This is a genomic window from Pasteurella testudinis DSM 23072 (genome assembly GCF_900176075.1).
GTDB lineage: Bacteria > Pseudomonadota > Gammaproteobacteria > Enterobacterales > Pasteurellaceae > Chelonobacter > Chelonobacter testudinis.
Window position 1 is genome coordinate 61,638 of the sequence record NZ_FWWV01000046.1, and the last position, 24,353, is coordinate 85,990.

At 48.1% G+C, this 24,353-nt stretch carries 24 protein-coding genes and 1 pseudogene; 17 read left to right on the top strand and 8 right to left on the bottom strand.

Features of this window, described 5'->3' with window-relative positions:
* Window positions 1-29: 29 nt before the first annotated feature.
* Together folB and B8880_RS11545 are read left to right on the top strand one after the other, a co-directional pair.
* Window positions 30-386 (top strand): dihydroneopterin aldolase, encoded by a 357-nt coding sequence (gene folB, locus B8880_RS11540; protein ID WP_084257740.1) that lies wholly within the window; start codon window positions 30-32, stop codon window positions 384-386.
* Window positions 386-1,288, top strand: coding sequence for a DMT family transporter (locus tag B8880_RS11545; protein ID WP_084257741.1), 903 nt, complete (start codon window positions 386-388; stop codon window positions 1,286-1,288). The genes folB and B8880_RS11545 overlap by 1 nt, the downstream gene beginning before the upstream one ends.
* On the opposite strand, the gene B8880_RS11550 is transcribed toward B8880_RS11545, so the two are convergent.
* The 4 genes and pseudogenes from B8880_RS11550 to aspA all read right to left on the bottom strand — a co-directional run bounded on the left by B8880_RS11550 (window position 1,280) and on the right by aspA (window position 4,601).
* Entirely contained in the window at window positions 1,280-1,564 is a 285-nt protein-coding gene (locus B8880_RS11550) for a helix-turn-helix domain-containing protein (RefSeq protein WP_084257742.1), read from the bottom strand. The genes B8880_RS11545 and B8880_RS11550 overlap by 9 nt on opposite strands.
* A gap of 116 nt (window positions 1,565-1,680) precedes the next feature.
* Window positions 1,681-1,917: a type II toxin-antitoxin system RelE/ParE family toxin gene (locus B8880_RS11555; RefSeq protein WP_244165644.1), complete on the bottom strand. Its 237-nt coding sequence runs from the start codon at window positions 1,915-1,917 to the stop codon at window positions 1,681-1,683.
* 183 nt (window positions 1,918-2,100) lie between these two features.
* Window positions 2,101-2,823 (bottom strand): annotated as a pseudogene (locus B8880_RS11560) (HAD-IA family hydrolase).
* A gap of 356 nt (window positions 2,824-3,179) precedes the next feature.
* Complete coding sequence (gene aspA, locus B8880_RS11565; RefSeq protein WP_084257743.1) at window positions 3,180-4,601, bottom strand: aspartate ammonia-lyase; 1,422 nt, start codon at window positions 4,599-4,601, stop codon at window positions 3,180-3,182.
* Between the two features lie 275 nt (window positions 4,602-4,876).
* Here aspA and B8880_RS11570 point away from each other — a divergent pair, with 275 nt between their 5' ends.
* The 3 genes from B8880_RS11570 (at window position 4,877) to groL (ending at window position 7,450) form a co-directional block, all read left to right on the top strand.
* A complete protein-coding gene (locus B8880_RS11570; RefSeq protein WP_084257744.1) occupies window positions 4,877-5,335 on the top strand; it encodes an FxsA family protein in 459 nt (152 codons plus the stop codon).
* Window positions 5,336-5,471: 136 nt separating this feature from the next.
* A complete protein-coding gene (locus tag B8880_RS11575; protein WP_084257745.1) occupies window positions 5,472-5,762 on the top strand; it encodes a co-chaperone GroES in 291 nt (96 codons plus the stop codon).
* Window positions 5,763-5,809: 47 nt separating this feature from the next.
* Window positions 5,810-7,450 carry a chaperonin GroEL gene (gene groL, locus B8880_RS11580; RefSeq protein WP_084257746.1) on the top strand — a complete coding sequence of 547 codons (1,641 nt, stop codon included), beginning with the start codon at window positions 5,810-5,812 and terminating at the stop codon, window positions 7,448-7,450.
* 133 nt (window positions 7,451-7,583) lie between these two features.
* On the opposite strand, the gene B8880_RS11585 is transcribed toward groL, so the two are convergent.
* On the bottom strand, window positions 7,584-10,154 hold the full coding sequence (locus tag B8880_RS11585; RefSeq protein ID WP_084257747.1) for a penicillin-binding protein 1A: 2,571 nt from the start codon (window positions 10,152-10,154) through the stop codon (window positions 7,584-7,586).
* 171 nt (window positions 10,155-10,325) lie between these two features.
* Here B8880_RS11585 and B8880_RS11590 point away from each other — a divergent pair, with 171 nt between their 5' ends.
* The 8 genes from B8880_RS11590 to B8880_RS11625 all read left to right on the top strand — a co-directional run bounded on the left by B8880_RS11590 (window position 10,326) and on the right by B8880_RS11625 (window position 17,054).
* Window positions 10,326-11,219: a hypothetical protein gene (locus B8880_RS11590; protein WP_084257748.1), complete on the top strand. Its 894-nt coding sequence runs from the start codon at window positions 10,326-10,328 to the stop codon at window positions 11,217-11,219.
* Window positions 11,197-11,799 (top strand): hypothetical protein, encoded by a 603-nt coding sequence (locus B8880_RS11595; RefSeq protein ID WP_084257749.1) that lies wholly within the window; start codon window positions 11,197-11,199, stop codon window positions 11,797-11,799. The genes B8880_RS11590 and B8880_RS11595 overlap by 23 nt, the downstream gene beginning before the upstream one ends.
* Before the next feature lie 16 nt (window positions 11,800-11,815).
* The gene (locus B8880_RS11600; protein ID WP_084257750.1) at window positions 11,816-12,358 is read left to right on the top strand and encodes a hypothetical protein; all 543 of its coding nucleotides are present in this window, start codon (window positions 11,816-11,818) and stop codon (window positions 12,356-12,358) included.
* On the top strand, window positions 12,351-12,743 hold the full coding sequence (locus tag B8880_RS11605; RefSeq protein ID WP_084257751.1) for a hypothetical protein: 393 nt from the start codon (window positions 12,351-12,353) through the stop codon (window positions 12,741-12,743). Before B8880_RS11600 ends, B8880_RS11605 begins: the two co-directional genes overlap by 8 nt.
* Before the next feature lie 41 nt (window positions 12,744-12,784).
* Window positions 12,785-14,194: a type IV pilus secretin PilQ gene (gene pilQ / locus B8880_RS11610; RefSeq protein WP_084257752.1), complete on the top strand. Its 1,410-nt coding sequence runs from the start codon at window positions 12,785-12,787 to the stop codon at window positions 14,192-14,194.
* A gap of 259 nt (window positions 14,195-14,453) precedes the next feature.
* The gene (gene aroK / locus B8880_RS11615) at window positions 14,454-15,002 is read left to right on the top strand and encodes a shikimate kinase AroK (RefSeq protein ID WP_084257753.1); all 549 of its coding nucleotides are present in this window, start codon (window positions 14,454-14,456) and stop codon (window positions 15,000-15,002) included.
* Between the two features lie 57 nt (window positions 15,003-15,059).
* Window positions 15,060-16,151 (top strand): 3-dehydroquinate synthase, encoded by a 1,092-nt coding sequence (gene aroB, locus B8880_RS11620; protein ID WP_084257754.1) that lies wholly within the window; start codon window positions 15,060-15,062, stop codon window positions 16,149-16,151.
* Window positions 16,152-16,157: 6 nt separating this feature from the next.
* Window positions 16,158-17,054, top strand: coding sequence for a Dam family site-specific DNA-(adenine-N6)-methyltransferase (locus B8880_RS11625; protein ID WP_084257755.1), 897 nt, complete (start codon window positions 16,158-16,160; stop codon window positions 17,052-17,054).
* Here B8880_RS11625 and B8880_RS11630 read toward each other — a convergent pair.
* The gene (locus tag B8880_RS11630; RefSeq protein ID WP_244165645.1) at window positions 17,029-17,322 is read right to left on the bottom strand and encodes a DciA family protein; all 294 of its coding nucleotides are present in this window, start codon (window positions 17,320-17,322) and stop codon (window positions 17,029-17,031) included. The genes B8880_RS11625 and B8880_RS11630 overlap by 26 nt on opposite strands.
* Before the next feature lie 173 nt (window positions 17,323-17,495).
* Between B8880_RS11630 and secM the strand changes: the two genes are divergently transcribed.
* The 3 genes from secM (at window position 17,496) to mutT (ending at window position 21,083) form a co-directional block, all read left to right on the top strand.
* A complete protein-coding gene (gene secM / locus B8880_RS11635; protein ID WP_084257757.1) occupies window positions 17,496-17,813 on the top strand; it encodes a secA translation cis-regulator SecM in 318 nt (105 codons plus the stop codon).
* 94 nt (window positions 17,814-17,907) lie between these two features.
* Window positions 17,908-20,601 carry a preprotein translocase subunit SecA gene (gene secA / locus B8880_RS11640; RefSeq protein ID WP_084257758.1) on the top strand — a complete coding sequence of 898 codons (2,694 nt, stop codon included), beginning with the start codon at window positions 17,908-17,910 and terminating at the stop codon, window positions 20,599-20,601.
* 56 nt (window positions 20,602-20,657) lie between these two features.
* Window positions 20,658-21,083, top strand: coding sequence for an 8-oxo-dGTP diphosphatase MutT (gene mutT, locus B8880_RS11645; RefSeq protein ID WP_084257759.1), 426 nt, complete (start codon window positions 20,658-20,660; stop codon window positions 21,081-21,083).
* Between the two features lie 75 nt (window positions 21,084-21,158).
* Here mutT and B8880_RS11650 read toward each other — a convergent pair whose 3' ends face one another.
* A complete protein-coding gene (locus B8880_RS11650) occupies window positions 21,159-22,358 on the bottom strand; it encodes an aspartate aminotransferase family protein (protein WP_084257760.1) in 1,200 nt (399 codons plus the stop codon).
* A 296-nt stretch (window positions 22,359-22,654) separates the two neighbouring features.
* On the opposite strand from B8880_RS11650, the gene B8880_RS11655 reads away from it, so the two are divergent.
* A complete protein-coding gene (locus B8880_RS11655) occupies window positions 22,655-22,891 on the top strand; it encodes a Pathogenicity locus (protein WP_084257761.1) in 237 nt (78 codons plus the stop codon).
* On the opposite strand, the gene tldD is transcribed toward B8880_RS11655, so the two are convergent.
* Window positions 22,888-24,333 carry a metalloprotease TldD gene (gene tldD, locus B8880_RS11660; protein ID WP_084257762.1) on the bottom strand — a complete coding sequence of 482 codons (1,446 nt, stop codon included), beginning with the start codon at window positions 24,331-24,333 and terminating at the stop codon, window positions 22,888-22,890. The two genes, B8880_RS11655 and tldD, sit on opposite strands and share 4 nt — an antisense overlap.
* Window positions 24,334-24,353: the final 20 nt, after the last annotated feature.

The window sequence follows — 24,353 nt, forward strand, 5'->3', positions numbered from 1 at the left end:
TTTTCTATTTCGCACAAAATGAGAAAAAAATGTACGATACGATTTTTATTGAAAAATTAACACTGTTCGCCACCATTGGTGTTTACGATTGGGAACAGCAGATTAAACAAAAGCTGGTGTTTGATGTTGAAATGGCGTGGGACAGCAGTCGCGCCGCCGCAGAAGACAATGTGGAATACTGTTTGAATTATGCCGAAGTCAGCCAGTTTATTATTGACTACGTCAGCGCCAAGCCGTTTTTATTAATCGAAACTGTCGCTTACCAAGTGGCGGAACAGCTGCAACAGCGTTTTTCGATTCCGTGGTTGCGGCTGAAACTGAGCAAGCCAAGTGCGGTGGCACAAGCCGCCGCAGTCGGGATTATCGTCGAACGGGGACAGCGTTGATGCCTTCTCCGTTGTACGGCTATTTGGGGCTGCTGTTTGCCGCGCTGTTCTGGGGCGGTAATTTTATGTTCGGCAAAATCATCAGCGCCGATATTCCGCCGATCATATTAAACTTCAGCCGCTGGTTTCCGGCGGCAATTATTCTGTTATTGCTGTTTCACCGCCGTTTAAAACCCTCTCTGGGGTTAATCCGCCGTTATTGGCTGCTGCTGACCGCACTTGGGATTTTGGGGATTATTTTCTTTCCGGTATTTTTATATCAAGGTCTGCTGACCACCACCGCCCTGAACGCCAGCATCTATCTGGCTGCCGTGCCGATGGCGACGTTGCTGATTAACCATCTGATTTTTCGCGATCCGATTCAACCGCGAATGTTGTTCGGCGCAATGTTGAGCTTTGTCGGCGTACTTTACCTGTTGATTCAAGGTGATCCGTCCAATATTTTGCATGTAAATATTAACAACGGCGATATTTGGGCAATCGGATCGGCGCTCAGTTGGGCAGTGTATTGCTCAATCGTCCGCCTGAAACCGTCGCAACTGCCCAACAGCGTTTTTGTGACAGCGCTGGTCGCTATCGGCGTGCTGCTGTTCACACCGGTTTATCTGTATGCGGTTATACAGGGCGAAAGTGCGGTTTATGCCGAATTAAGCGCAAATCAATGGTGGATTGTGCTGTATCTGATTGTTTTTCCGTCAATTTTATCGTATGTATTTTGGAATTACGGCATCGGCGTGGTCGGCTCGGCAAAAGGCGCAAGTTTTACCAACGCCGTACCGCTCTTTGCCGCGCTGCTCAGTATTCTTATACTGCGCGAACCGATCCATGTTTACCATTTGATCAGTAGCATTCTGATTATCAGCGGCTTGGTGTTGTGTAATCGAAAAGTGCGGTCATCTTAACGGCACAATCGCGATCGTTTTTCCTAACGGCGCAAGAAGTTTCAATAATGTACTGAGTTGCGGATTTGACGTACCTTTTTCGATTCTTGCAATCACCGGCTGTTTAACCCCGCTTAGCGCTTCCAATTTCTTTTGTGAAACGCCTAATGCTTGTCTGGCATTGATTAATTCGCTGATCAATGCCACTCTGAGATCACTTTCTCTGATTTCTTCCGCACTAAAAATATCTTTTTCAAAACCATTCCAGTTTGAACCGATTGGAGAGATTTTACGCATTATTTTTTCCTCTTTTGATCATATCCATTAGATTTTTCTTTGCCCAATCAATATGCTTTCTTGGCGTTTTGCGCGTCATTTTCATAAATTAGTGCAATAAAACAAAACTGCCATTGCTATATCCGGCAAATAATATTCGCTCTCAGCGGTCTTATTTCCCATATTTCCCCTTCTAAGTGTTTGATATAAGGTTCACCGGCAGTGGTACCGTGCAAACTGAGCACTTTAATATAATCACGAATCTTATTTAATTTAATGCGGCTATCTTTATCATTATTCTTTGATAATTCAATAAGATATAACTTGACAGGCTCTTTTCCGTTTTTATCCCGATAAAATACAATATCAAACATAGCGCTTCCTACCAATCAACGATAGCATACAGAAGGTAGGCAATCAATAACTTTTAAGTTATTAATCTCTTCTGTAGATCCATGATAAAAATGATAACGGAAGAAAAAAGCAAAACGAAAGATCAGCATAAAATATTGCGATCCGCCGCGAAAAACAGCGATGAAATACGCTAAAAAGTGCGGTCACGCCAAGAATAACAACTGTTGCAAATCCGTCAGTTCTAGCGTCGGCAGGTTGCGGCTTTCGGCGTGGCGACGGATCGGTTCGGCGTTGAGATTCAGCCAGACCGCCTGACAGCCGGCCTGTATCGCACCCTGCACATCGGTGTGCAGGTTGTCGCCAATGTGTAAAATTTGGTGCGGCTGCACTTGGAAATGTTGCATGGTTTGCGCAAACAAATCAAAGTGCGGTTTTGCCCTGCCGTGTTCGCCGCCGCGCAGACATAAACTGAATTGGCTCAAACCGATTCTGTGCGGTTCGACATTGCCGTTGGTGATCGCGACCAGCGGATAGCGTTGTGCCAATTGATTTAAGATCGCAATGCTCTGTGGCGGCATGCTAATTTGATGGCGCCAATGCACGAAATCTGCCATTACCTGCGAAATAATCGTATCAATTTTATCGACTGAAACCGCACTTTGCGTTAATAAACGTTCAAGTGCAACCCTCCGCCAACGCACTACATCTTCGCTCAACAGCGGCTCGGCTGCCGCCACCGCACTTTTCACCTCCCGCTAAATTTCGCTTAAGTACGGTAAGGTTAACTGCGCTAAATTCGCCGCACGTTGCAACGCCGCCAAAAACTGCTTTTCCGCCTCCATAATCACGGATCGGTTGTCATATAAGGTATCGTCCAGATCAAAACTGATGATTTTGAACGGTTGTAATTGGCGGTAAAAACGCATAATCAATCCTAAAAAATGAATAAGGGGAATATTATGCCATTAATTCGCAAAGTGCGGTTTAAAAAAACAATATTTCAATATTGCGATCCGGATTGAAAGAAAAACCAACGTTAAAAGACGGCTGGAAGAAAAGCGGTAAGCTGAAATTTCTCATTTTGGGCAATAGGCTATGGCAATAATATATTGTCATTATGTATCCTATAGATCACAATCAACGGGCGAAAGCAAACCACGTTTTGAAACCATCAATAAAATAGCCGCAGCTTTGGGTTTAAGCGTGGCTTTTATCCCAAAATCTGCGGCTGTTTGACTAAAATCCCTGATATTACTTCAGGGAAGTATCTGATGTATAAAACCTATTCCTCAATCGCTTTTGCTTTATATTGCGGATTCATCAGGTTTTCCGGCGACAGGATATCGTCCAGTTGCTCTTCGGTCAGCAAGCCTTTTTCCAACACCACGTCTTTCACGCTTCTGCCGGTGGTGGCACAGATTTTCCCGATCAAATCACCGTTGTGATGGCCGATAAACGGATTCAGGTAAGTGATAATCCCAATGGAATTAAACACATAATTTTCGCAAACCGCTTTATTCACGGTAATGCCGTCCACGCATTTGTCGCGCAAATTGACACAGGCGTTGCTGAGCAATGAAATGGTTTCGAACATCGCCTGCCCGATCACCGGCTCCATCACGTTCAATTGCAACTGCCCTGCTTCGGCAGCAAAGGTCACTGCAATATCGTTACCGAACACTTTAAAGCAGACTTGGTTAACCACTTCCGGAATCACCGGATTGACTTTTGCCGGCATAATCGAAGAACCGGCTTGCAGTTCCGGCAAATTGATTTCATTCAAGCCGGCACGCGGGCCTGATGAAAGCAAACGTAAGTCATTGCACACTTTGGATAATTTCACCGCCGTGCGTTTCAAAGCGCCGTGTACCATCACATAAGCACCGCAGTCGGAAGTCGCTTCAATCAGGTTTTTCGATGACGTGCAATTCAAACCGCTGACTTCCGCCAAATAGCGGGTTGCCAGTGCAGAATAGCCGCTTGGCGTATTTACGCCGGTGCCAATTGCGGTCGCGCCCAAATTGACTTCCAATAACAGTTTGGCAGCATGGGCGACATTCAAGATTTCCTCTTCAACCAACACCGCAAAGGCTTGAAATTCCTGACCGACGCTCATTGGCACGGCATCTTGCAACTGGGTGCGCCCCATTTTTAGTATGCCGGAAAATTCCTCGGCTTTTTGTTCAAAGCCTTTTCTCAGGTAATGCAATTTTTCAACCAGTTTCATCAAGCTGTTATAGACCGCAATGCGGAAACCGCTCGGATAAGCATCGTTAGTGGATTGGCTGGCGTTGACATGATCCATCGGATCCAGATATTGATATTCGCCTTTTTGATGTCCCATCAATTCCAGTGCCAGATTCGCAATCACTTCGTTGGTATTCATGTTGACCGACGTACCTGCGCCGCCTTGAAACACATCGGACGGGAATTGATCCAAGCAACGATCTTTCTCCAATACTTCGTCACAAGCCGCAACAATCGCATTGGCGATTTTTTTCGGAATGACTTTCAATTCACTGTTTGCCAGCGCCGCCGCTTTCTTCACCATCACCATGCCGCGCACAAATTCCGGAATATCGGAAATCACCGCATTGGAAATATTGAAATTTTCTACCGCTCTTAAGGTATGGATTCCCCAATAAACCTCGGCAGGCACTTCTCTTTCACCTAATAAATCTTTTTCTATTCTTACTGCTGTCATTTGTTGGCTCCTCTGTTTTTGGGACGGTTGATCCCGATTACACTATAGGGTGCGTAATAGGGTTTCGTGCGCTTAACACTTTATGGGTACTATTCTAGTCCTTTAAAAATTTTGATCATCGGATATAAATTCATTATATCCATTACTTTTTCTAATCCGAATCCGCACTCGATTCGCAGCGATAGCAAGCAAAAATGTTATTCCGCTACGGCTTGAAAAGTGCGGTTTTATCCACAATATAATGCCTTATCTGCTTTTCAGGTTTGAGGTAAAAAATGCCGTTACTGATTCTACTGATCATGGGTTTATACGTTTATTTGGAATTATCGCTACTCGTCGCCATCGGCGGCGCTATCGGCGTTTTCCCTTTGATTTTATTATTGATTTTCTCAAGTGCGGTTGGGCTTTGGATTATCCGCCTGCGCGGTTGGTACACCATGCTGCGCTTGCAACAGCAATTGCGGCAAGGAGAGATTCCGTCGCAAAGCCTGATGCAAACCGCACTTTGGTTGCTCGCCGGCGTGCTATTCCTGATCCCCGGATTTTTAAGCGATCTGCTCGCACTGATCTTACTTCTGCCGATCAGCGCCCGCCTGTTAGAAAAATATTTTGTCGGCAAAGTGCGGTCATTCACCTTTTTCAGCGGCAATTACCGCCAAGATAAACACGATGACGGCACGGTTTACGAAGCCGAATATGAGAAAAAAGTCGATGAAGATAAACGCTTGCGTTAAAAATTTTATTTTTGCCCTTGAAAGCCGTAAGTCTTGACCATATAAAGACTTCACAAATTAATAACCGCACTTGCGGTATTTTTACTGTATAGTGCCTAACGACAATGCAATCAATCTTTAATAGGAGAAAAATGAGATGAATATTCGTCCATTACACGACCGTGTGATTATCAAACGTGAAGAAGTTGAAACCCGTTCGGCAGGCGGAATCGTATTAACCGGCTCGGCTGCGACCAAATCGACCCGCGCTAAAGTATTGGCTGTCGGCAAAGGCCGTATTTTGGAAAACGGTACGGTGCAGCCGTTAGACGTAAAAGTCGGCGACACCGTGATTTTTAACGAAGGTTACGGCGTGAAAAACGAAAAAATCGACGGGGAAGAAGTGTTGATCATCTCTGAAAACGATATTTTGGCAATCGTTGAATAATCACTCTTATTTTACCATAACCAATTGTAATAGAAGGAATTTATAAAATGGCAGCAAAAGACGTTAAATTTGGTAATGATGCCCGTGTAAAAATGTTAGCGGGTGTGAATGTATTGGCCGATGCCGTAAAAGTGACATTGGGTCCGAAAGGCCGCAACGTGGTGTTAGACAAAGCGTTCGGCGCACCGACCATCACTAAAGACGGCGTTTCCGTGGCGCGTGAAATCGAATTGGAAGACAAATTCGAAAACATGGGCGCACAAATGGTGAAAGAAGTGGCATCCAAAGCCAATGACGCCGCCGGTGACGGTACTACCACCGCAACCGTATTGGCGCAAGCGATCGTCAACGAAGGTTTGAAAGCCGTTGCCGCCGGTATGAATCCGATGGATCTGAAACGCGGTATCGACAAAGCAGTTGTGGCTGCGGTCGACGAATTGAAAAAATTATCCGTGCCTTGCGCCGATTCCAAAGCGATCGAGCAAGTGGGTACGATCTCCGCCAACTCCGACACTATCGTCGGTAAATTGATCGCCGAAGCGATGGACAAGGTCGGTAAAGAAGGTGTGATCACCGTTGAAGACGGCAGCGGTTTGGAAGACGAACTGACTGTAGTTGAAGGTATGCAGTTCGATCGCGGTTATTTATCACCGTACTTCATCAACAAACCGGAAACCGGCAGCGCCGAACTGGAAAATCCGTACATCTTGTTGGTTGACAAAAAAATCTCCAATATCCGCGAATTATTACCTGTGTTAGAAGCCGTTGCCAAAGCAGGCAAACCGCTGTTTATCGTGGCGGAAGACGTGGAAGGCGAAGCCTTGGCAACCTTGGTGGTCAACACCATGCGCGGTATCGTCAAAGTAGCTGCGGTGAAAGCGCCGGGCTTCGGCGACCGTCGTAAAGCGATGTTGCAAGATATTGCGGTGTTAACTGCCGGTACGGTGATTTCCGAAGAAATCGGTATGGAACTGGAAAAAGCGACTATCGAAGAGTTAGGTCAAGCCAAACGTGTGGTGATCACTAAAGACAACACCACCATTATCGACGGAATCGGCGATCAAGCGCAAATCAGCGGTCGCGTGACACAAATTCGTCAGCAAATCGAAGAGTCCTCTTCCGATTACGACCGTGAAAAACTGCAAGAACGCGTTGCCAAACTGGCAGGCGGGGTTGCCGTGATCAAAGTCGGCGCGGCAACCGAAGTGGAAATGAAAGAGAAGAAAGCCCGTGTTGAAGATGCGTTGCATGCAACCCGTGCAGCGGTTGAAGAAGGCGTAGTTGCCGGCGGCGGCGTGGCTTTAGTGCGCGTTGCGGCTAAACTGGCAGATCTAACCGGTGATAACGAAGAGCAAAACGTCGGCATCAAACTGGCGCTGCGTGCGATGGAATCTCCGTTGCGTCAAATCGTCACCAACGCCGGCGAAGAAGCCTCTGTGGTTGCTCGCAACGTGAAAGACGGCGAAGGTAACTACGGTTACAATGCTGCAACCGAAGTGTACGGCGATATGGTGGAAATGGGCATTTTAGACCCGACTAAAGTAACCCGTTCTGCGCTGCAATTCGCGGCTTCGATTGCCGGTTTGATGATCACCACCGAATGCATGATCACCGAGCTGCCAAAACCTGAAGCACCGGATATGGGCGCTGGCATGGGCGGCATGGGTGGAATGGGCGGCATGATGTAACCGCACTTTCACTGATATAATTAAACCCGATAGCTTATAAGTTATCGGGTTTTTCTTTATTCCGCATTCAACGGCATAGGCATATCGCCAAGCAATCGCATTCTTGTTGGACGATAGCGGTTTTTACAAACCGCTAGAATAACTCCTCGACTCTCGGTCCGCTGCCATCGCCCGGGTTGACCATGATTTGATAGCCTTGTTCACGAATATAACGCCGTGTCGGTTCAGTGCCTTTGATAAAATATTCAACCCTGCCGTTACTGCTTAACAAACCGCTGGATTTATCAATCCGTTTTTCAACAATATTCGGTGGCAATGGGTCTTCACGTTCCGGCTTGTTTTCCAAGGCTTTTTTCATGTATTCCTGCCAAGCAGGCATAGCAGTGGTCGCTCCGGCTTCGCCGCGTCCCAGCTCATATTTGTTATCGTCGAAACCGACATAAACCGCCGTGGCAAAATGTGCGCCGTAACCGGCGTACCACGCCACTTTCGAGTTATTGGTAGTACCGGTTTTTCCGCCTAAATCACTACGTTTAATTTCATTCGCCATTCGCCAACCTGTGCCTCTCCAACTGCTGCCCGCTTCGCCGTAAACACCTGATTGCAGTGCGCTACGGATTAAAAAAGCCAACTCAGCGCTGATCACGCGCGGCGCATACTGTTTCTCTTGCGTTTGTGTCATGGATTGAGCCAACAATTGGGGACCGTCCTGCAATTGGCTGTTGGCAATTTGCAACTCCGGAATGTCCGGCACGGTTTCCGGCTGTTGATCGGGATCACCGTCACTGTTTTGCCCGTTAGCCGCTTCCGCATTTCCAAGCTGTTCATTTTCAATCGATCGATCCAGCAGTTCTAATTTCTGCTGTTCGCCATAAACCACCGGAATATCATTACAGGTAAAACACGCCAATTTCGGGTTGGCAAGATAGATTTCCTTGCCCTCATTATCCAAAATCTTTTCGATAATATAAGGATCGATCAGGAAACCGCCGTTATCAAATACCGCATAGCCGCGCGCCATTTCCAACGGCGTAAACGAAGCCGCTCCCAATGCAAGCGCTTCCGTCGCCTGATATTGATCACGCTTGAAACCGAAGCGCGGTAGGAAATCGGCGACATAATCGATACCGACCATTTGCACCGCCCGCACCATCATCACGTTTTTTGATTGTGCCAAGCCCTGACGCAGCCGCAACTGCCCGTCATAACGATTGGGCGAATTTTTCGGCGACCACGGTTTTTGTCCCGGAATTCGAATCGTAATCGGGTTGTCATTCAAAATAGTCGCCAAACTTAGCCCTTTATCCATTGCCGCCGCATAAATAAACGGTTTAATCGAAGAACCGACTTGCACCATAGACTGGGTGGCACGGTTAAATTTACTCTGCCCGAAGCTGAAACCGCCGACAATCGCTTCAATCGCACCGTTATCGCTGTTAAGCGAAACCAGCGCCGAGTTTGCCAACGGCAGCTGTCCGAGCACCCACTCTTGTTTGCTGTTCTGGCGAATCCAAATCTGCTCGCCCACTTTCACCCGCAAATTCGATGCGGTCGCGCCTGCCCACTTCATGGCGGACAACGGCAACTGCATACGCTCGCCGGACGCCAACAACAATTCCGCCCCATTACGATCGGTCGCCATCACCGCCGCCGGAACCAACGGTTCACTGTTGGGTAATTTCTTCAGAAAACCGATAATCCGTCCCTGCTCCCAAGTATCTTCACCGTTTTTCCATAACGGCGCACCGCCGCGATAGCCGTGACGCATATCATAATTAATCAAATTGTTGCGCAGTGCAATTTGCGCATTCAGCTGATCGCTGGAATCGACCGTGGTGTAAACTTTATACCCTTTGGTATACGCATTCTCTTCTCCATACAGTTTCACCATTTCCTGCCGCACCATTTCGGTGACGTAATCCGCGTGGAAATCCAGCTGACTGCCGTGATAGCTGGCGACCAAGGGTTCGTTGCGCGCCTGATCATACTGTTGCTGCGAAATATAATTTTCCGCCAGCATGCGCGACAACACAATATTGCGCCGCTCTGTCGCCCGTTGCAGCGAATACAGCGGATTCATAGTCGACGGTGCTTTCGGCAAACCGGCGATCATCGCCATTTCGCTCAACGTGAGCTGATCCAGCTCCTTGCCAAAATAGGTTTTCGCCGCTGCCGCCACGCCGTAAGAGCGGTAGCCGAGATAAATTTTATTCAGATAGAGGCTTAAAATTTCATCCTTGCTGAGATTTTTTTCAATCTCAATCGCCAAAATCGCCTCTTTCACTTTCCGCACCAGTGTTTTTTCCGGCGTTAAAAAGAAGTTTCTCGCCAGCTGTTGCGTGATGGTACTCGCCCCTTGCGATGCGCCGCCGTCACTGATCGCCACTTTTAGCGCGCGCGCAATCCCAATCGGATCCAAACCGTAATGTTCGTAAAAACGGCTGTCTTCGGTTGCCAGCACCGCATCAATCAACGGTTTGGGAATCTGCTGTAATGTCACCGGAATCCGCCGCTGTTCACCCACCTCGCCGATCAATTTGCCGTCGGCGGTATAAATTTGCATCGGTTGTTGCAGCTCGACATTACGCAACGTCGCCACATCCGGCAGATCCGATTTGATATGAAAATAAGCTGCCGCCACCACAACGCAGCCTAAAATAACCAGCGTTAATAGGGTACTAAATATTAATTTTGCGATCTTCACCGAAAATTTCTCTCTAAAAAGTCAATAATCAAAAATTTTTACGTCACACTAGCGGCCGATAAGCACAATCAATCTGACAAAAAATAGCACATATTTACTTACAAAAACCAAATGCCGACAACGATACTATTTTACTCGCGCCATGGCAAATTTTGAGGATATTTTTCTACCATGATGACATCGCTTTTTTACAACACAAAACACACTATTGGGTTATATAAAAAACGGCAACAGATTGAAATTGCTTTTTTAAATGAGCAACAGAAACCTTGTTTTGAACAACTGCCCTGCGCACAACTATCACAACTGCCGATACTATTAAGACAACGATTTGCCGACAAAATCCGCAATCGACAGAAATTTTTTTACGTTTCCTGTCTGGAATCCCATTTATTATGGCAAAAGCACCTTCTGTTACCACACATTAAACAAGCGCACGAACTTTATCGCCAAGTGCGGTTGATCCTGCAACAGCAGCTGCCGATCGAGCCGCATCTGTTGCAATTTGATTTTAACGCCACGCCACTGCAACATATCGGCAGCGCACGGCAAATCGATTATGTACAGATTTATGCCGCCAAAAAACAAAATGTGCAACAGCAATGCGAGCAGTTTCTGCCGTTGCGGTTGGACATACTGGATTTTCATGCCCATGCGCTGCTGCGCGCCTTTCATTATTGCAGCCAAATGCCGACGGACGAAGCCACCCTGTTTCTATACCAAGATGATCAGCAAAGCATTTTGTTGCAACAGCAGCGTGATAACCTGCTACAGATTTACCAAAAGCAGCAACCGCTGACCGCACTTTTACAGCAATTTCAGCAACGGCAAAATTCCGCGATTCAAGATCAGAAACTGCACTGCTTGGTTTATGCTGACCCGACGGCGATCGAACAATTGCGCCGTGACTGCCGACATCACATTACCGCACTTGATCCGCTGCAATATCCTTATTTTGCCGCATTAGGCTGCGCACTTTGGCAGAAAACTGTGCCAACCGCTCAACTAAAAGAAAAAACCTTAAGAGAAAACGAGGTGAAAAATGCCGCAACAAGCCTCAATTAATCTGCTTGATTGGCGCAGTCGGGATCTGCGCCGCCAAGCCGCTTATTTTACCGCGATATTGTTTATCACCGTGGCGCTGGCGGCGTTGTTACTGGCATCGCTGTTTAATTATCAACAACGGTTGGAAAGCCGTTTGGCGCAACAGCATCAGCAGCAGACCGCACTTCGCCAACAAAATCAGCAATTGCAACAACAGCTTAACCAACTGCAACAAAATAGTCCTGAAAGTGCGGTGCAACTGATTCCCGATCAAGCGGTTTTTGCTCAGTTTATTGATTTTCTAAGCCGCCTGCCGCTGTCACAGGGACGCTTGTCGGCGGCAGCGATTCAACCGCAAACCGCACATAACTACCTGATTCAACTGCAAGGCAGCACTCCGTCGCAAACTGAGTTTGAACAATTGCGCAACAGTTTTGAACCCTACTTTCAGCAATCTCCCCTATCGCCGCAAAACACTGTCAGCGTGCAGTTACAACAGTTTAATTTGCAGCGGCAACGACTGGAATTCAGTTTCGATTTAACCCTGCAACCACTCGAACCGCCCAATAATCCGGCGCAACAGCAGCCCGAGGAAAAATGATATAAGGAAAAAAATCATGCCGTACCGTAACTTACCGCCTTATTCGCCGCTTGCCCGTCTGTTATGCGCACCATGGTGGCTAAAGAGCCTGCTATCGTTATGCAGTTTGTTGCTGTTATCCGCTTATCCGTTACTGGAGATCATGCAGTTAAAACAGCAAGCCGGACAAAATTCCATCATCAATAGCGAGTTACAGCAAGAACAACGGCAGAAACAGCAAATCATCGCCCTGCTGAAACAAAAAGCCGAGTCGGCAAAAATGCAACTTGATCCGCAAACCGCCGCCAAAATAGCCACGCTGGATCAAGAATTGCAAAGTGCGGTTGCACAATTTGCCGATTTAACCATTGCCCGCCAGCACTGGCAGTTTTCCCGTTCGCCGTTATTGCAACTGGAACTGAACGGCAGTTTTTACGCAATTTCACGTTTTTTAATCACCGTTCAGCAACAATTCGGCGAAGTGAAGCTATTAAGCCTCGCGTTGCAACACCAAGAACAGCAAGCGTTTACCCAAGCAACACTGGCGTTGCTTTTCTCTGAGGAGTCCACCGATGAATAAATTTTACCTGACCGCACTTTTATGTGTTTGCTGTCCGGTGCTGGCAACCGACAGCACTTTTGCCGATCCTTTTGTCCTCAAACAATCGGTTGCGACCGTCTCACCGACAAAAAACGCAATCACGCCACCGGCCGGATCACAATGCACGCCCGATTCGCTGCTATTAATGGACACCTTACCGTTGGAACAGATCAAACCGGTCGGCTTAATCCGTTATCACGAATATGCGATCGTGCTGTGGGCAACCCCCGACGAGGTGATTATCGACAGTCGTTTACATGATGTGGTGTCGCAACAACAATGGCAAATTGTCGCCATTGAAGCACAACGGATTCGGCTGCAAAGCTGTCATGATCCGCAATTACAACGCCATATCCATTTATAACCCGACGGAAAACTTGAACAAAAAACTTGAAAGGAAATACCATGACTTTTTTACGCTCGCTGCTAACCATGTTATTTTTTATCGCGCTCAAAAGTGCGGTCGCTACAGATTCAGACGCACAAAACCGCACTTTCGCCCTTAGCTTGAAACAAGCGCCGTTAATCGGCACCCTACACTATCTGGCGCAGCAGCAAGACATCAATTTGGTGCTGGACGACAACCTAAAAGGCAATATCAGCCTGCATTTGCAACAGACCGATTTTGTACAAGTCCTGAACGCCGTCAGTAAAATTCATCAATTGGAGGTTGAAAAGTTCGAGGGCAACTATTTTGTCAGTTTACAAACCACGCCAAAACCGACCTCACCCTCCCTTTCCAGCACACTTAAACCCGATAGCGCCCGACAAGCCGGCGCAATGTTGCAAACCGTCAGCATACCGCTGCAACACGCCAAGGCCGCCGAGGTGATGCAATCACTCACCGGCGGTAACGGCTCATTTTTGTCCGCCGACGGCAGCATAACCTTTGACGAACGCAGCAACCGTTTGATTATTCAGGAACTTGCCGCCAATATTGCCCGTTTGCGCCCGCTTATCCAACAGCTGGATCAACCGACCCGACAAATATTAATCGAAGCCCGAATCGTCACCATCAGCGATGAAAGTCTGCGTGAATTGGGCGTGCGCTGGGGTCTGTTCGAACCGAATGCACAGGCACACCGTGTTGCCGGCAGTTTGAATGCCAACGGATTTGCCGATCTGGAAAACAATCTGAACATCAATTTCGGCAGCGAATACAGCAATGCCGCCAGCGTATCGTTACAAGTTGCCAAAATTAACAGCCGCTTACTGGATCTGGAACTCACCGCACTTGAGCGCGAAAACAATGTCAATATTATCGCCAGTCCCCGTTTGCTGACCACCAATAAACGCAGCGCCAGCATCAAACAGGGTACGGAAATTCCTTATATCGTCAATAACACACGCAACGAAACGCAAAGCGTCGAATTTCGCGACGCCGTGCTCGGCTTGGACGTAACCCCGCATATTTCCCAAGACAACACGATTCTGCTCGACTTGATGATCAGTCAAAACTCTCCCGGCAACAGCGTGGCTTACGGCAATAATCAAATGACCACCATTGACAAACAGGAGATTCAAACGCAAGTGTCCGCCCGCAACGGCGAAACGATTGTACTTGGCGGTGTATTCCACGACACGCTTGTTGACGGACAGGATAAAGTGCCGCTGTTGGGCGATATTCCCGGCATAAAGCATTTGTTCGGCAAAGAAACCAAACGTCATGCAAAACGTGAACTGGTGATTTTTGTCACGCCGCATATTGTCAATCCGAATACCTCGCCGACTCGCGAACGCCAACAAAATTCCGCCGTCAAAAAGGCAAATACTCCGGCAACCAACCCGAAACGCCCGTTCCTTTATGGCTTTTAAGTCAGGAATTGGGTTTTTTTCCTTGTTTTATTAATTAAAAAAGGAAATATCAGGTCAGGAGGTTGAAAACAAGGTCGGTTTATTGCGATAATTACTCCCTTAAATTAAAAGTTGAAGCTCATGGAGTATGTTATCGTTTAAACTGCCGTTTCTTCGCGTATGAAGCCGGCAATGAATATCTCCCTTCTTTATTCCTTCAACAACATGTTTGCATCAGCAAATCTCATTAATCATTTAATTAACAAGAATATAAAATAACATGGCTGAAAAACGTAATATATTTTTAATCGGACCGATGGGCGCCGGAAAAAGCACTATCGGTCGCCAATTGGCTCAGATCCTTGGAATGGAATTTATTGATTCCGACAGTGAAATCGAACAACGTGCCGGCGCTGATATCAGCTGGATCTTCGACGTTGAAGGCGAAAGCGGTTTCCGTAAACGGGAAGAACGTATCATTAACGAATTAACCCAACTGCAAGGCGTGGTGCTATCCACCGGCGGCGGCGCGATTCTGTCAAAAGACACGCGCAACCATTTATCGGCACGCGGTATCGTCGTTTATTTGGAAACCACCGTGGATAAACAACATCAGCGCACGCTGCGTGACAAAAAACGTCCGTTACTGCAAGATGTAACCGATCCGCGTCAGGTATTGGAAGATTTGGCGAAAATACGCAATCCGCTGTATGAAGAAATCGCCGACATCACCATGAGCACCGATGAACAGAATGCCAAAACCATGGCAAACCAATTGATTGACCGCTTGGACGCATTTTCTTCGGTCAATTCGCCGCTAACCGATTAAGCAAGATTGAAAATCAAGCGATAATAAAACCTGTTCCACCTAACCAGAGAGCGCAACATGATTGAAGTCAATGTCGAACTGAAAGATCGCCGTTATCCGATTCGCATCGGAGCCAATATTCTGGCTGCAAGCGACAGCTACGCACCGTTAAAGTGCGGTGACAAAGTCATGATTGTATCTAACCCGACCGTTGCCGAACACTATCTGGCAACCGTCAGCGACAGCCTGCAACGGCTAGGCTGTCAGGTGGAATCGGTGTTGATTCCCGACGGCGAACAGTACAAAACGTTAGACTCGTTAAACCTGATCTTTACCGCACTTTTGCAAGCCAATCACGGCCGCGACACGACCATCGTCGCACTCGGCGGCGGTGTAGTCGGTGATGTGGCGGGCTTTGCCGCCGCCAGTTATCAACGCAGCGTGCGCTTAATGCAGATTCCGACCACGCTGTTGTCGCAAGTCGACTCCTCGGTCGGCGGCAAAACCGGCGTAAACCACGCACTGGGTAAAAATATGATCGGTGCGTTTTATCAGCCTTGCGCCGTGATTATCGACAGCACAACCTTAAATACGTTGCCAAAACGCGAAGTTTTTGCCGGTTTAGCGGAAGTGATCAAATACGGTGCGATTCTGGACTCCGCCTTTTTCGAATGGTTGGAAAGCAATATCGACGATCTGGTCGCCCTACAGCCGCAAAAATTACAGTATTGCATTCAACGCTGCTGCGAACTGAAAGCCGATGTTGTGGCGCGTGACGAAACCGAACAAGGCGATCGCGCCTTGCTGAATTTGGGGCACACCTTCGGCCATGCGATTGAAACCCATTTGGGCTACGGCAGCTGGCTACACGGCGAAGCCGTTGCGGTCGGAATGCTAATGGCCGCCGATTTATCCCACCAGTTAGGCGATTTGAGCCGTCAAGACGTTTTCCGTCTGGAAAAACTATTGGTGCACGCCAATCTGCCGACGGTATCGCCGGACGGTATGACCGCCGATGATTATCTGCCGTTGATGATGCGTGACAAAAAAGTGTTGGCGGGCAAATTGCGTTTGGTTTTGCTGAAAAAATTGGGGCAAGCCTATGTTGCAAGCGACAACGATGCGCAGCAAGTCAGACAAGCTATCGAAAACTGCAGCCAGTTTGACTAACGCCTGATGTCCACCACCGCCAACAACCTGCCTAAACACCGCCCTTTTTTAAAATGGGCCGGTGGTAAATTTCGTCTGACCGATGAAATCAACCGCTTGTTGCCAAAAAATAAAGATACCCTGCTTGAACCTTTTGTCGGCGCCGGATCGGTTTTTTTAAACACCCGCTTTAAGCACTACATTCTGGCGGATTTAAACGCCGATTTGATTAATCTGTTCAATACCGTAAAACAAGATCCGGAACATTTTATCAGCGAAAGCCGCAAACTGTTCCAGCACGCCGATGCCAACAGCGCCCATTTTTATTATCTGAAACGGGAAGAATTTAACCGCACTTTGGATATTTTTCAGCGTTCGGTGCTGTTTTTATACTTAAACCGCTTCGGTTATAACGGGCTTTGCCGCTATAACAGCAAACAACAGTTTAACGTGCCGTTCGGCGCTTACGTCAAACCTTATTTTCCGGAAGATGAGATTCGTTACTTCAGCCATAAAGCGCAAAGTGCCGAATTTATTTGCGCCGCCTTCCACGACAGTTTTGGCTATATCGGCAATAACAGCGTGGTATATTGCGATCCGCCGTATGCGCCGTTGCCGCAAAATTCCAATTTTACCCATTACGCTGGCAACGGCTTTAATTTGGAACAACAACAAGAGCTGGCTAATTTGGCGCGCCACTATTCGCAGCTGCACCACACCACGGTGCTGATTTCCAACCACGATACGCCTTTTACCCGTAAAATTTATCACGGCGCCAAGCTTAACAAACTCATGGTGCAGCGGCATATCAGCCAAAATGGAGAAAACCGCGGCAAGGTCAGTGAATTGATTGCGATTTTTAAACCGCGCAAAAACCGTGTGCCTGATCCTCAGGCGACTACAACGAAGCCAATTCAGGATTGATCTTCAAAGCCAGCTGTTGCACCTCGGGAAAAGCCTGTTGCACCAACCCCAGCAATTCCGTCCGGCGGAACAAAATCGCTTGCCTCAACATGGCATTTTGCACCTCGCAGTGCAGTACGCCATCTCGAATATTCGCCACCCGAAACCGCCCTTTAAACTGCGGCGGAAAAGTATCCTGCAATTTGCGGTTTAATTCGCTGAGAAAAAGCCCGCGTTTTGCAATCTCAGCAAATTGGCTTTTTTCAACAATATCAGTGATGTTTTTCATTTTATTGTTGCGCATAGCTTGTTTTTTACGGTCTTCGCCCTTATATGTGAAAAATCGGGATAATCCGGCAACGAATCAAAGATTATTCGTGCCGTATATGACATTGTGTCGGCTATGCACTATAATAGCACGATATTTTGAACGCTAAAGCGTTAAGCACAGGCTAAACATTAATGAATCTGTTACAGGCATACCGTAAACCGCACTTTTGGTCGCAATTCCTGCTGGGAATCATTGCGATTTTATCCGTGCCGGTTAATGCCGCCACAAATCAGGCACAGCCAACCTATAACCAAACCTGTCAACAGATCCAACAAGCCGAGCAAAACCAACCGCTTCCAGCGGCTTTCTATCAACAGCAACAATCTCAAGCCCAACGGCAACAAAGTGCGGTTCCGTTGCCGGCGGCAAGGCCGCTATCTCCGCGTTTGCTCGCCCAATCTGCATTCAAAACCGTTCCGCCGATTCGCGCCGGGCCGCAATACCTTTAATTTCGTCCTGAACCGCACTTTTATGCGGTTAATATAACCACAATTTGCCGCTGCAAATTGATCGAATTATTCCATTAATAAATGAAGAAAAAATATGTTAAGAACGATTGCAACCAAATTATTCGGCAGCCGTAACGATCGTGTTTTACGCCGCCTGAACAAACGTGTCAACCAAATCAACCAACTGGAAGCGGAATACCAAGCGCTGAGCGACGAACAATTAAAAGGCAAAACCGCCGAATTTAAAGCCCGTTTGGAAAAAGGCGAAACGCTGGAAAAAATCCTGCCGGAAGCCTTCGCCACCGTGCGCGAAGCCTGTCAACGCACCATGGGTATGCGCCCGTTTGATGTGCAACTGCTCGGCGGCATGATCTTAAATGACCGCTGCATCGCCGAAATGCGTACCGGCGAAGGGAAAACCTTGACCGCTACTCTGCCCTGCTATCTGAATGCCCTGACCGGTCGCGGCGTGCACGTTGTGACCGTCAATGACTACTTGGCACGCCGCGATGCGGAAACCAACCGTCCATTATTTGAATTTTTAGGCATGACCGTCGGAGTGAATATTCCGGGATTATCGCCTGAACAAAAGCGTGCCGCTTACGCCGCCGATGTGACCTATGCTACCAACAGCGAACTGGGATTTGATTACCTGCGTGACAATCTGGCACATTCGCCGCAAGACCGTTTCCAACGCCCGTTATATTATGCGCTGGTCGATGAGGTGGATTCGATTTTAATCGACGAGGCGCGTACCCCGCTGATTATCTCCGGACAGGCGGAAGACAGCTCCGAGTTGTATATCGCCATCGACAAATTGATTCCGAAACTGGTGTTCCAAGAAAAAGAGGACAGCGAAGAGTATCAAGGCGACGGCGACTACACGCTCGATCTGAAAAACAAGCAGGCGTTTTTAACCGAACGCGGCCAAGAGAAAATCGAAAGTCTGCTTACCGAAGCCGATTTGATGAAAGAGGGCGATTCGCTGTATTCGCCGTCGAAAGTGACCCTATTACACCACGTTTACGCCGCCTTGCGCGCCCACACCCTGTTCGAGCGCAACGTGGACTATATCGTCAAAGACGGCGAAATCGTGATCGTGGACGAACACACCGGCCGTACCATGCAAGGACGCCGTTGGTCGGAAGGCTTGCATCAGGCGATCGAAGCCAAAGAGAATGTCAAAATTCAGAGCGAAAACCAAACCACCGCCTCGATTACTTACCAAAACTATTTCCGGTTATACGAGAAATTGGCGGGTATGACCGGTACGGCGGATACGGAAGCCTTTGAATTCCAACAAATTTACGGCTTGGAAACCATTGTCGTGCCGACTAACCGTCCGATGATTCGTGACGACCGTACCGATTTGATGTACAAAAACGAAGAAGACAAATTCAACGCCATTGTCGCCGATATTAAAGAGGCGGTGGCACGCAACCAGCCGGTTCTGGTCGGTACGATCTCAATCGAAAAATCCGAATTGTTATCGCAAACCTTAACCAAAGCAGGGATTAAGCATAATGTATTGAATGCCAAATTCCACGCACAAGAAGCGGAAATCGTCGCCAATGCCGGTGAGCCGGGGGCGGTGACCATCGCCACTAACATGGCGGGACGCGGAACGGATATCGTATTGGGCGGTAACTGGCGTGCCGAAGTGGCGAAACTGGAGAACCCGAGCGAAGAACAGATCGCCAAAATCAAAGCCGATTGGGAAGTACGCAACAAAACGGTGATGGACGCCGGCGGTTTGCATATCATCGGCACCGAACGCCATGAATCGCGCCGTATCGACAACCAGTTGCGCGGTCGTTCCGGCCGTCAGGGCGATCCGGGTTCTTCGCGTTTTTACCTGTCGTTAGACGATGCCTTAATGCGGATTTATCTTAACGAAGGTAAATTAAACATGATGCGCAAGGCCTTCAGTGAGCCGGGCGAAGCGCTGGAATCCAAACTGTTGGCAAAAGTGATCGCCAGTGCGCAAGCCAAAGTGGAAGCACACAACTTTGACGGCCGTAAAAACCTGTTGCAATTTGACGATGTCGCCAACGATCAACGCCACGCCATTTATGCGCAACGCAACGACTTGTTGGATCATGAGGATATTTCCGAAACAATCAATGTGATCCGTGAAGACGTACTGAACAGCGTCATCGATCAATATATTCCGCCGCAATCCTTAGAAGAGCTGTGGAATGTGGAAGGCTTGGAAAAACGCCTGCAAAGCGATTTTGCCCTTGATCTGCCGCTGACCAAATGGCTGGAAGAGGACAACAGCCTGCACGAAGAAAATCTGCGCGAGCGTATTTTGAGCGCTGCAGTTAGCGAACATCAACGCAAGGAAGAATTGGTCGGGGCTGAAAATATGCGCTCCTTTGAAAAAGGGCTGATGTTGCAAATTTTAGACGAACTTTGGAAAGAACATCTGGCGGCAATGGATCACTTGCGCCGTGGGATCCATCTGCGCGGTTATGCGCAAAAAGATCCGAAGCAGGAATATAAAAAGGAATCTTTCCAAATGTTCACCGAAATGCTGGATACGCTGAAACTCACCGTCATCAGCACCTTGAGCAAAGTGCAAGTGCGTACGCAGGAAGAGGTGGAAGAAGCCGAGCGGTTGCGCCGTGAAGCGGCCGAGCGCCAAGCGGCGGCACTGCAATATCACCAACACGGCGAAGAAGCCGGCGCTGAAAACGAGGGCGAAGTGCAAAAAGTCAGCCGCAATGCTCCTTGTCCGTGCGGTTCGGGTAAAAAATATAAATACTGCCACGGACGCATTAAATAATATTAACAAACAAAAAAGGCAGGATTTTCCTGCCTTTTACTTTCGACGGAAAAACAATGTCTAAACATTCAACCGCACTTCACACCACCAAACCCCTGATTAAGGTCGCAGTCGGAATTATCCGTAACGAATTCAAGCAGATTTTTCTGACCCGTCGTTTAGAAGGCAAAGATTTTGCCCAAAGTTGGGAATTTCCCGGCGGCAAGGTCGAAGCCGATGAAACTGCTGAGCAAGCCTTGAAACGTGAGTTAGAAGAGGAGATCGGCATTATGGTGATTAAAGCCGAGCTCTATGAACGATTTCAGTTTGAATACCCGAAAAAAGTTATCGAACTGAGTTTTTATCTGATCGAGGAGTGGCTGAACCAGCCTTTCGGTCGTGAGGGACAGGAGGGTTTCTGGATTGAACAACACGCCTTGGACAGCGGACAATTTCCGCCAGCAAACAAGAAAATTATTGAACGTTTGTTGAGTGAAAAATAGAGGCAGAATCAATAAAAGAGCGGTTTTACAATAAAAACCGCTCTTTTTACAGCTAAATTAACAGATTAAAGTTAATTATAACGAAGCCACCATCTGCGCGAAACGCTGCATACCGAGCGCAAATTCTTCGTCGCTGATATTTAATGCCGGTGCAAAGCGTAAAACATCAGGGCCGGCAACTAAAATCATGACACCGAATTCACCGGCTTTTTTACGCAACTCCGCCGCTTTGCCGTGATATTGTTCCACTAATTCCGCGCCGATCAATAAACCGTGACCGCGCACGGTGGTGAATAATTTGGCTGTTTCATTGATTTTTTCAAGCGCTTCAATCAGTTGCTGCGAACGTTGCCTCACTTGTTGTAAAAAGTGCGGTTCGCTGATGATATCCACCACTTTCACCGCCACCGCACATGCCAGCGGATTGCCGCCGAATGTCGTGCCGTGCACACCCGGCGCAAAGCTTTTCGAGATTTTATCGGTCGTCAACATCGCACTGATCGGAAAACCGTTCGCCAACGCTTTGGCGGAGGTTAAAATATCCGGAATCACACCATAGTGCATATATGCGAAAAATTCACCGCTACGCCCCAAGCCGGTTTGGACTTCATCAAAAATCAGCAAGGCTTGATGCTGATCGCATAACGCACGCAGTCCCTGCAAAAATTCAGTCGTCGCCGGCAATACGCCGCTTTCGCCTTGAATCGGCTCGACGATAACCGCACAGGTGTGATCATCAATCACCGCCTTCACCGCTGCCAAATCGTTAAACGGTACATGCACGATGTCCGCCGGTTTCGGACCGAAGCCGTCGGAATATTTCGGTTGTCCGCCGACACTGACGGTAAACAGCGTTCTGCCGTGGAAACTTTGTTTAAACGAAATAATTTTACTTTTTTGATAGCCGAAATGATCAACCGCATAACGGCGTGCCAATTTCAACGCCGCTTCATTGGCTTCCGCCCCCGAATTGGCAAACATCACCCGCTCGGCAAAGGTTTTTTCCACCAGTTTCGAGGCGAGCTCCAACACCGGTTCGTTGGTAAACCAATTGCTAGAATGCCACAAAATGTCCGCCTGACGTTTCAGCACCTCAACCACGTCATCGGGACAATGCCCCAACGAATTGACCGCGACTCCGCTGGTAAAATCAATATAATCTTTGCCGGTCTGATCCCAAACCGTACTGCCCTTGCCGCGTACCGGAATAAAATCCGCCGGTTCGTAATTTTGGATTAAAACCTGATCAAAGGTTGCTCTGGTATATTGTGTCATGGTTATTCCTTGTGTTATCCATACGTTCTTTTACTCAAAAGTGCGGTGCAATTCACTATCTAACATAAAACGATTTGCAGCGCTTATCAATAGGTAATTTGGTAAGTGCGGTAATCTATAGTCAATTAAAATAAGAAGAAGACAAGGCGGCGAGTCGCAGACAGTACAGATAGTACGGCAAGACGAAGCCAACGCTGTATTGTTCTTATTTTAATTGACTATAATTGCTTTCCTTTGATCAACCATGCGATACTTGGGTAAAATTCAAGCAACAGCAATCGGCTAAGGAAAACATTATGCACTTTTCGGAACAAGAGAAAGCCCAGCTATTACAGCTGAAATATGTTGGCTTGAGCGTGATTGAACGCTTGGAACAGTTGGGAATTTATTCGTTTGAGCAACTCGCCAAAGAAAAAACCGAAGATATTTGCCAACAAATTTCTGCAGCGTTGGGTAGCTCCTGTTGGAAAAACAGCCCGCAAGCAAAAGCGGCAATTAATGCCGCCATTGCCTTGGCAAAAAATCAAGGCTAATGCGTACCGCCCACCGTGATCTGATCGATTTTCAGCGCCGGTTGGCCGACGCCGACCGGTACGCTTTGTCCCTCTTTGCCGCACACACCGATGCCGGGATCGAGTTCCGACTCATCGGCGACCATAGACACGTTTTGCATCACTTCAATGCCGCTGCCGATTAAGGTTGCGCCGATAACCGGTTTGGTGATTTTGCCTTTTTCAATCAAATAGGCTTCCGAGGCGGAAAACACAAATTTACCGGAAGTAATGTCCACCTGTCCGCCGCCAAAGTGCGGTGCGTAGATCCCCTGATCCACCGAAGCGATCAAATCGTCAAATTTGCTTTGCCCTGCCAGCATATAAGTATTGGTCATGCGCGGCATCGGCAAATGCGCATAGGATTCGCGCCGTCCGTTGCCGGTCGGGGCAACGCCCATCAAACGGGCATTCATCTTATCTTGCATATAACCTTGCAAAATGCCGTCTTGGATTAACACATTACGCTGGCTCGGCACGCCTTCGTCGTCAATGGTGAGTGAACCGCGCCGATCGGCTAGAGTACCGTCATCAACAATCGTACACAACGGCGATGTCACCAATTCGCCAATTTTACCACTGAATAACGACGATTTTTTACGATTGAAATCCCCTTCCAAACCGTGTCCGACCGCCTCGTGCAGCAACACTCCCGGCCAGCCTGCGCCTAAAACGACCGGCATCATGCCAGCAGGAGCTTGCACCGCACTTAACTTCACCAGCGCCTGACGTACCGCTTCTTTGGCAAACCAAACTGCGCGGCTGACACCTTGATAATCCTGCAAGAACCAATCCAATGCGAAACGTCCGCCTGCGCCGGCACTGCCGCTTTGGCGTTTGCCGTCCTGCTCAACCAAAACCGAAATCGAAAGCCGCACCAGCGGACGGATATCTGCCGCCAACGTGCCGTCGGTTGCCGCTACCAATACCTCTTCATATAACGCATTCAAACCGGCTGAAACCTGAATCACACGCGGATCTTCGCGGCGTGCGCTTTGATCGATTAAATGCAGCAATTCGATTTTCTTTTCGCGGCTTAAACTCTGTAGCGGATCCAAAGCCGCATAGCGCTGCCGAGCCCGGGTTGCTTGCAGTATAATCGGCGTAGTTTGCGAATGCGCCGCTTGTGCAATGCCTTTGGTCGCTTCGATACACTGCAACACCTGCGCCGCGCTGATTTGATCGGCATAAGCAAATCCGGTTTTTTCGCCACTGACCGCTCGCACGCCGACACCGCGATCGATATGGAAACCGCCCTCTTTGATAATACTGTCTTCCAGCACCCAATTTTCATCAATTGAAGATTGGAAATAGAGATCGGCATAGTCAATTTGGCGTGCGGAAAAATGATCCAACAGATTCGCCAATGCGCCGACAGAAAGCCGGCTTGGCTCCAGTAAGGAGGCTGACACTTTATTTAGCATAATTTCTCTTTATCTATGAT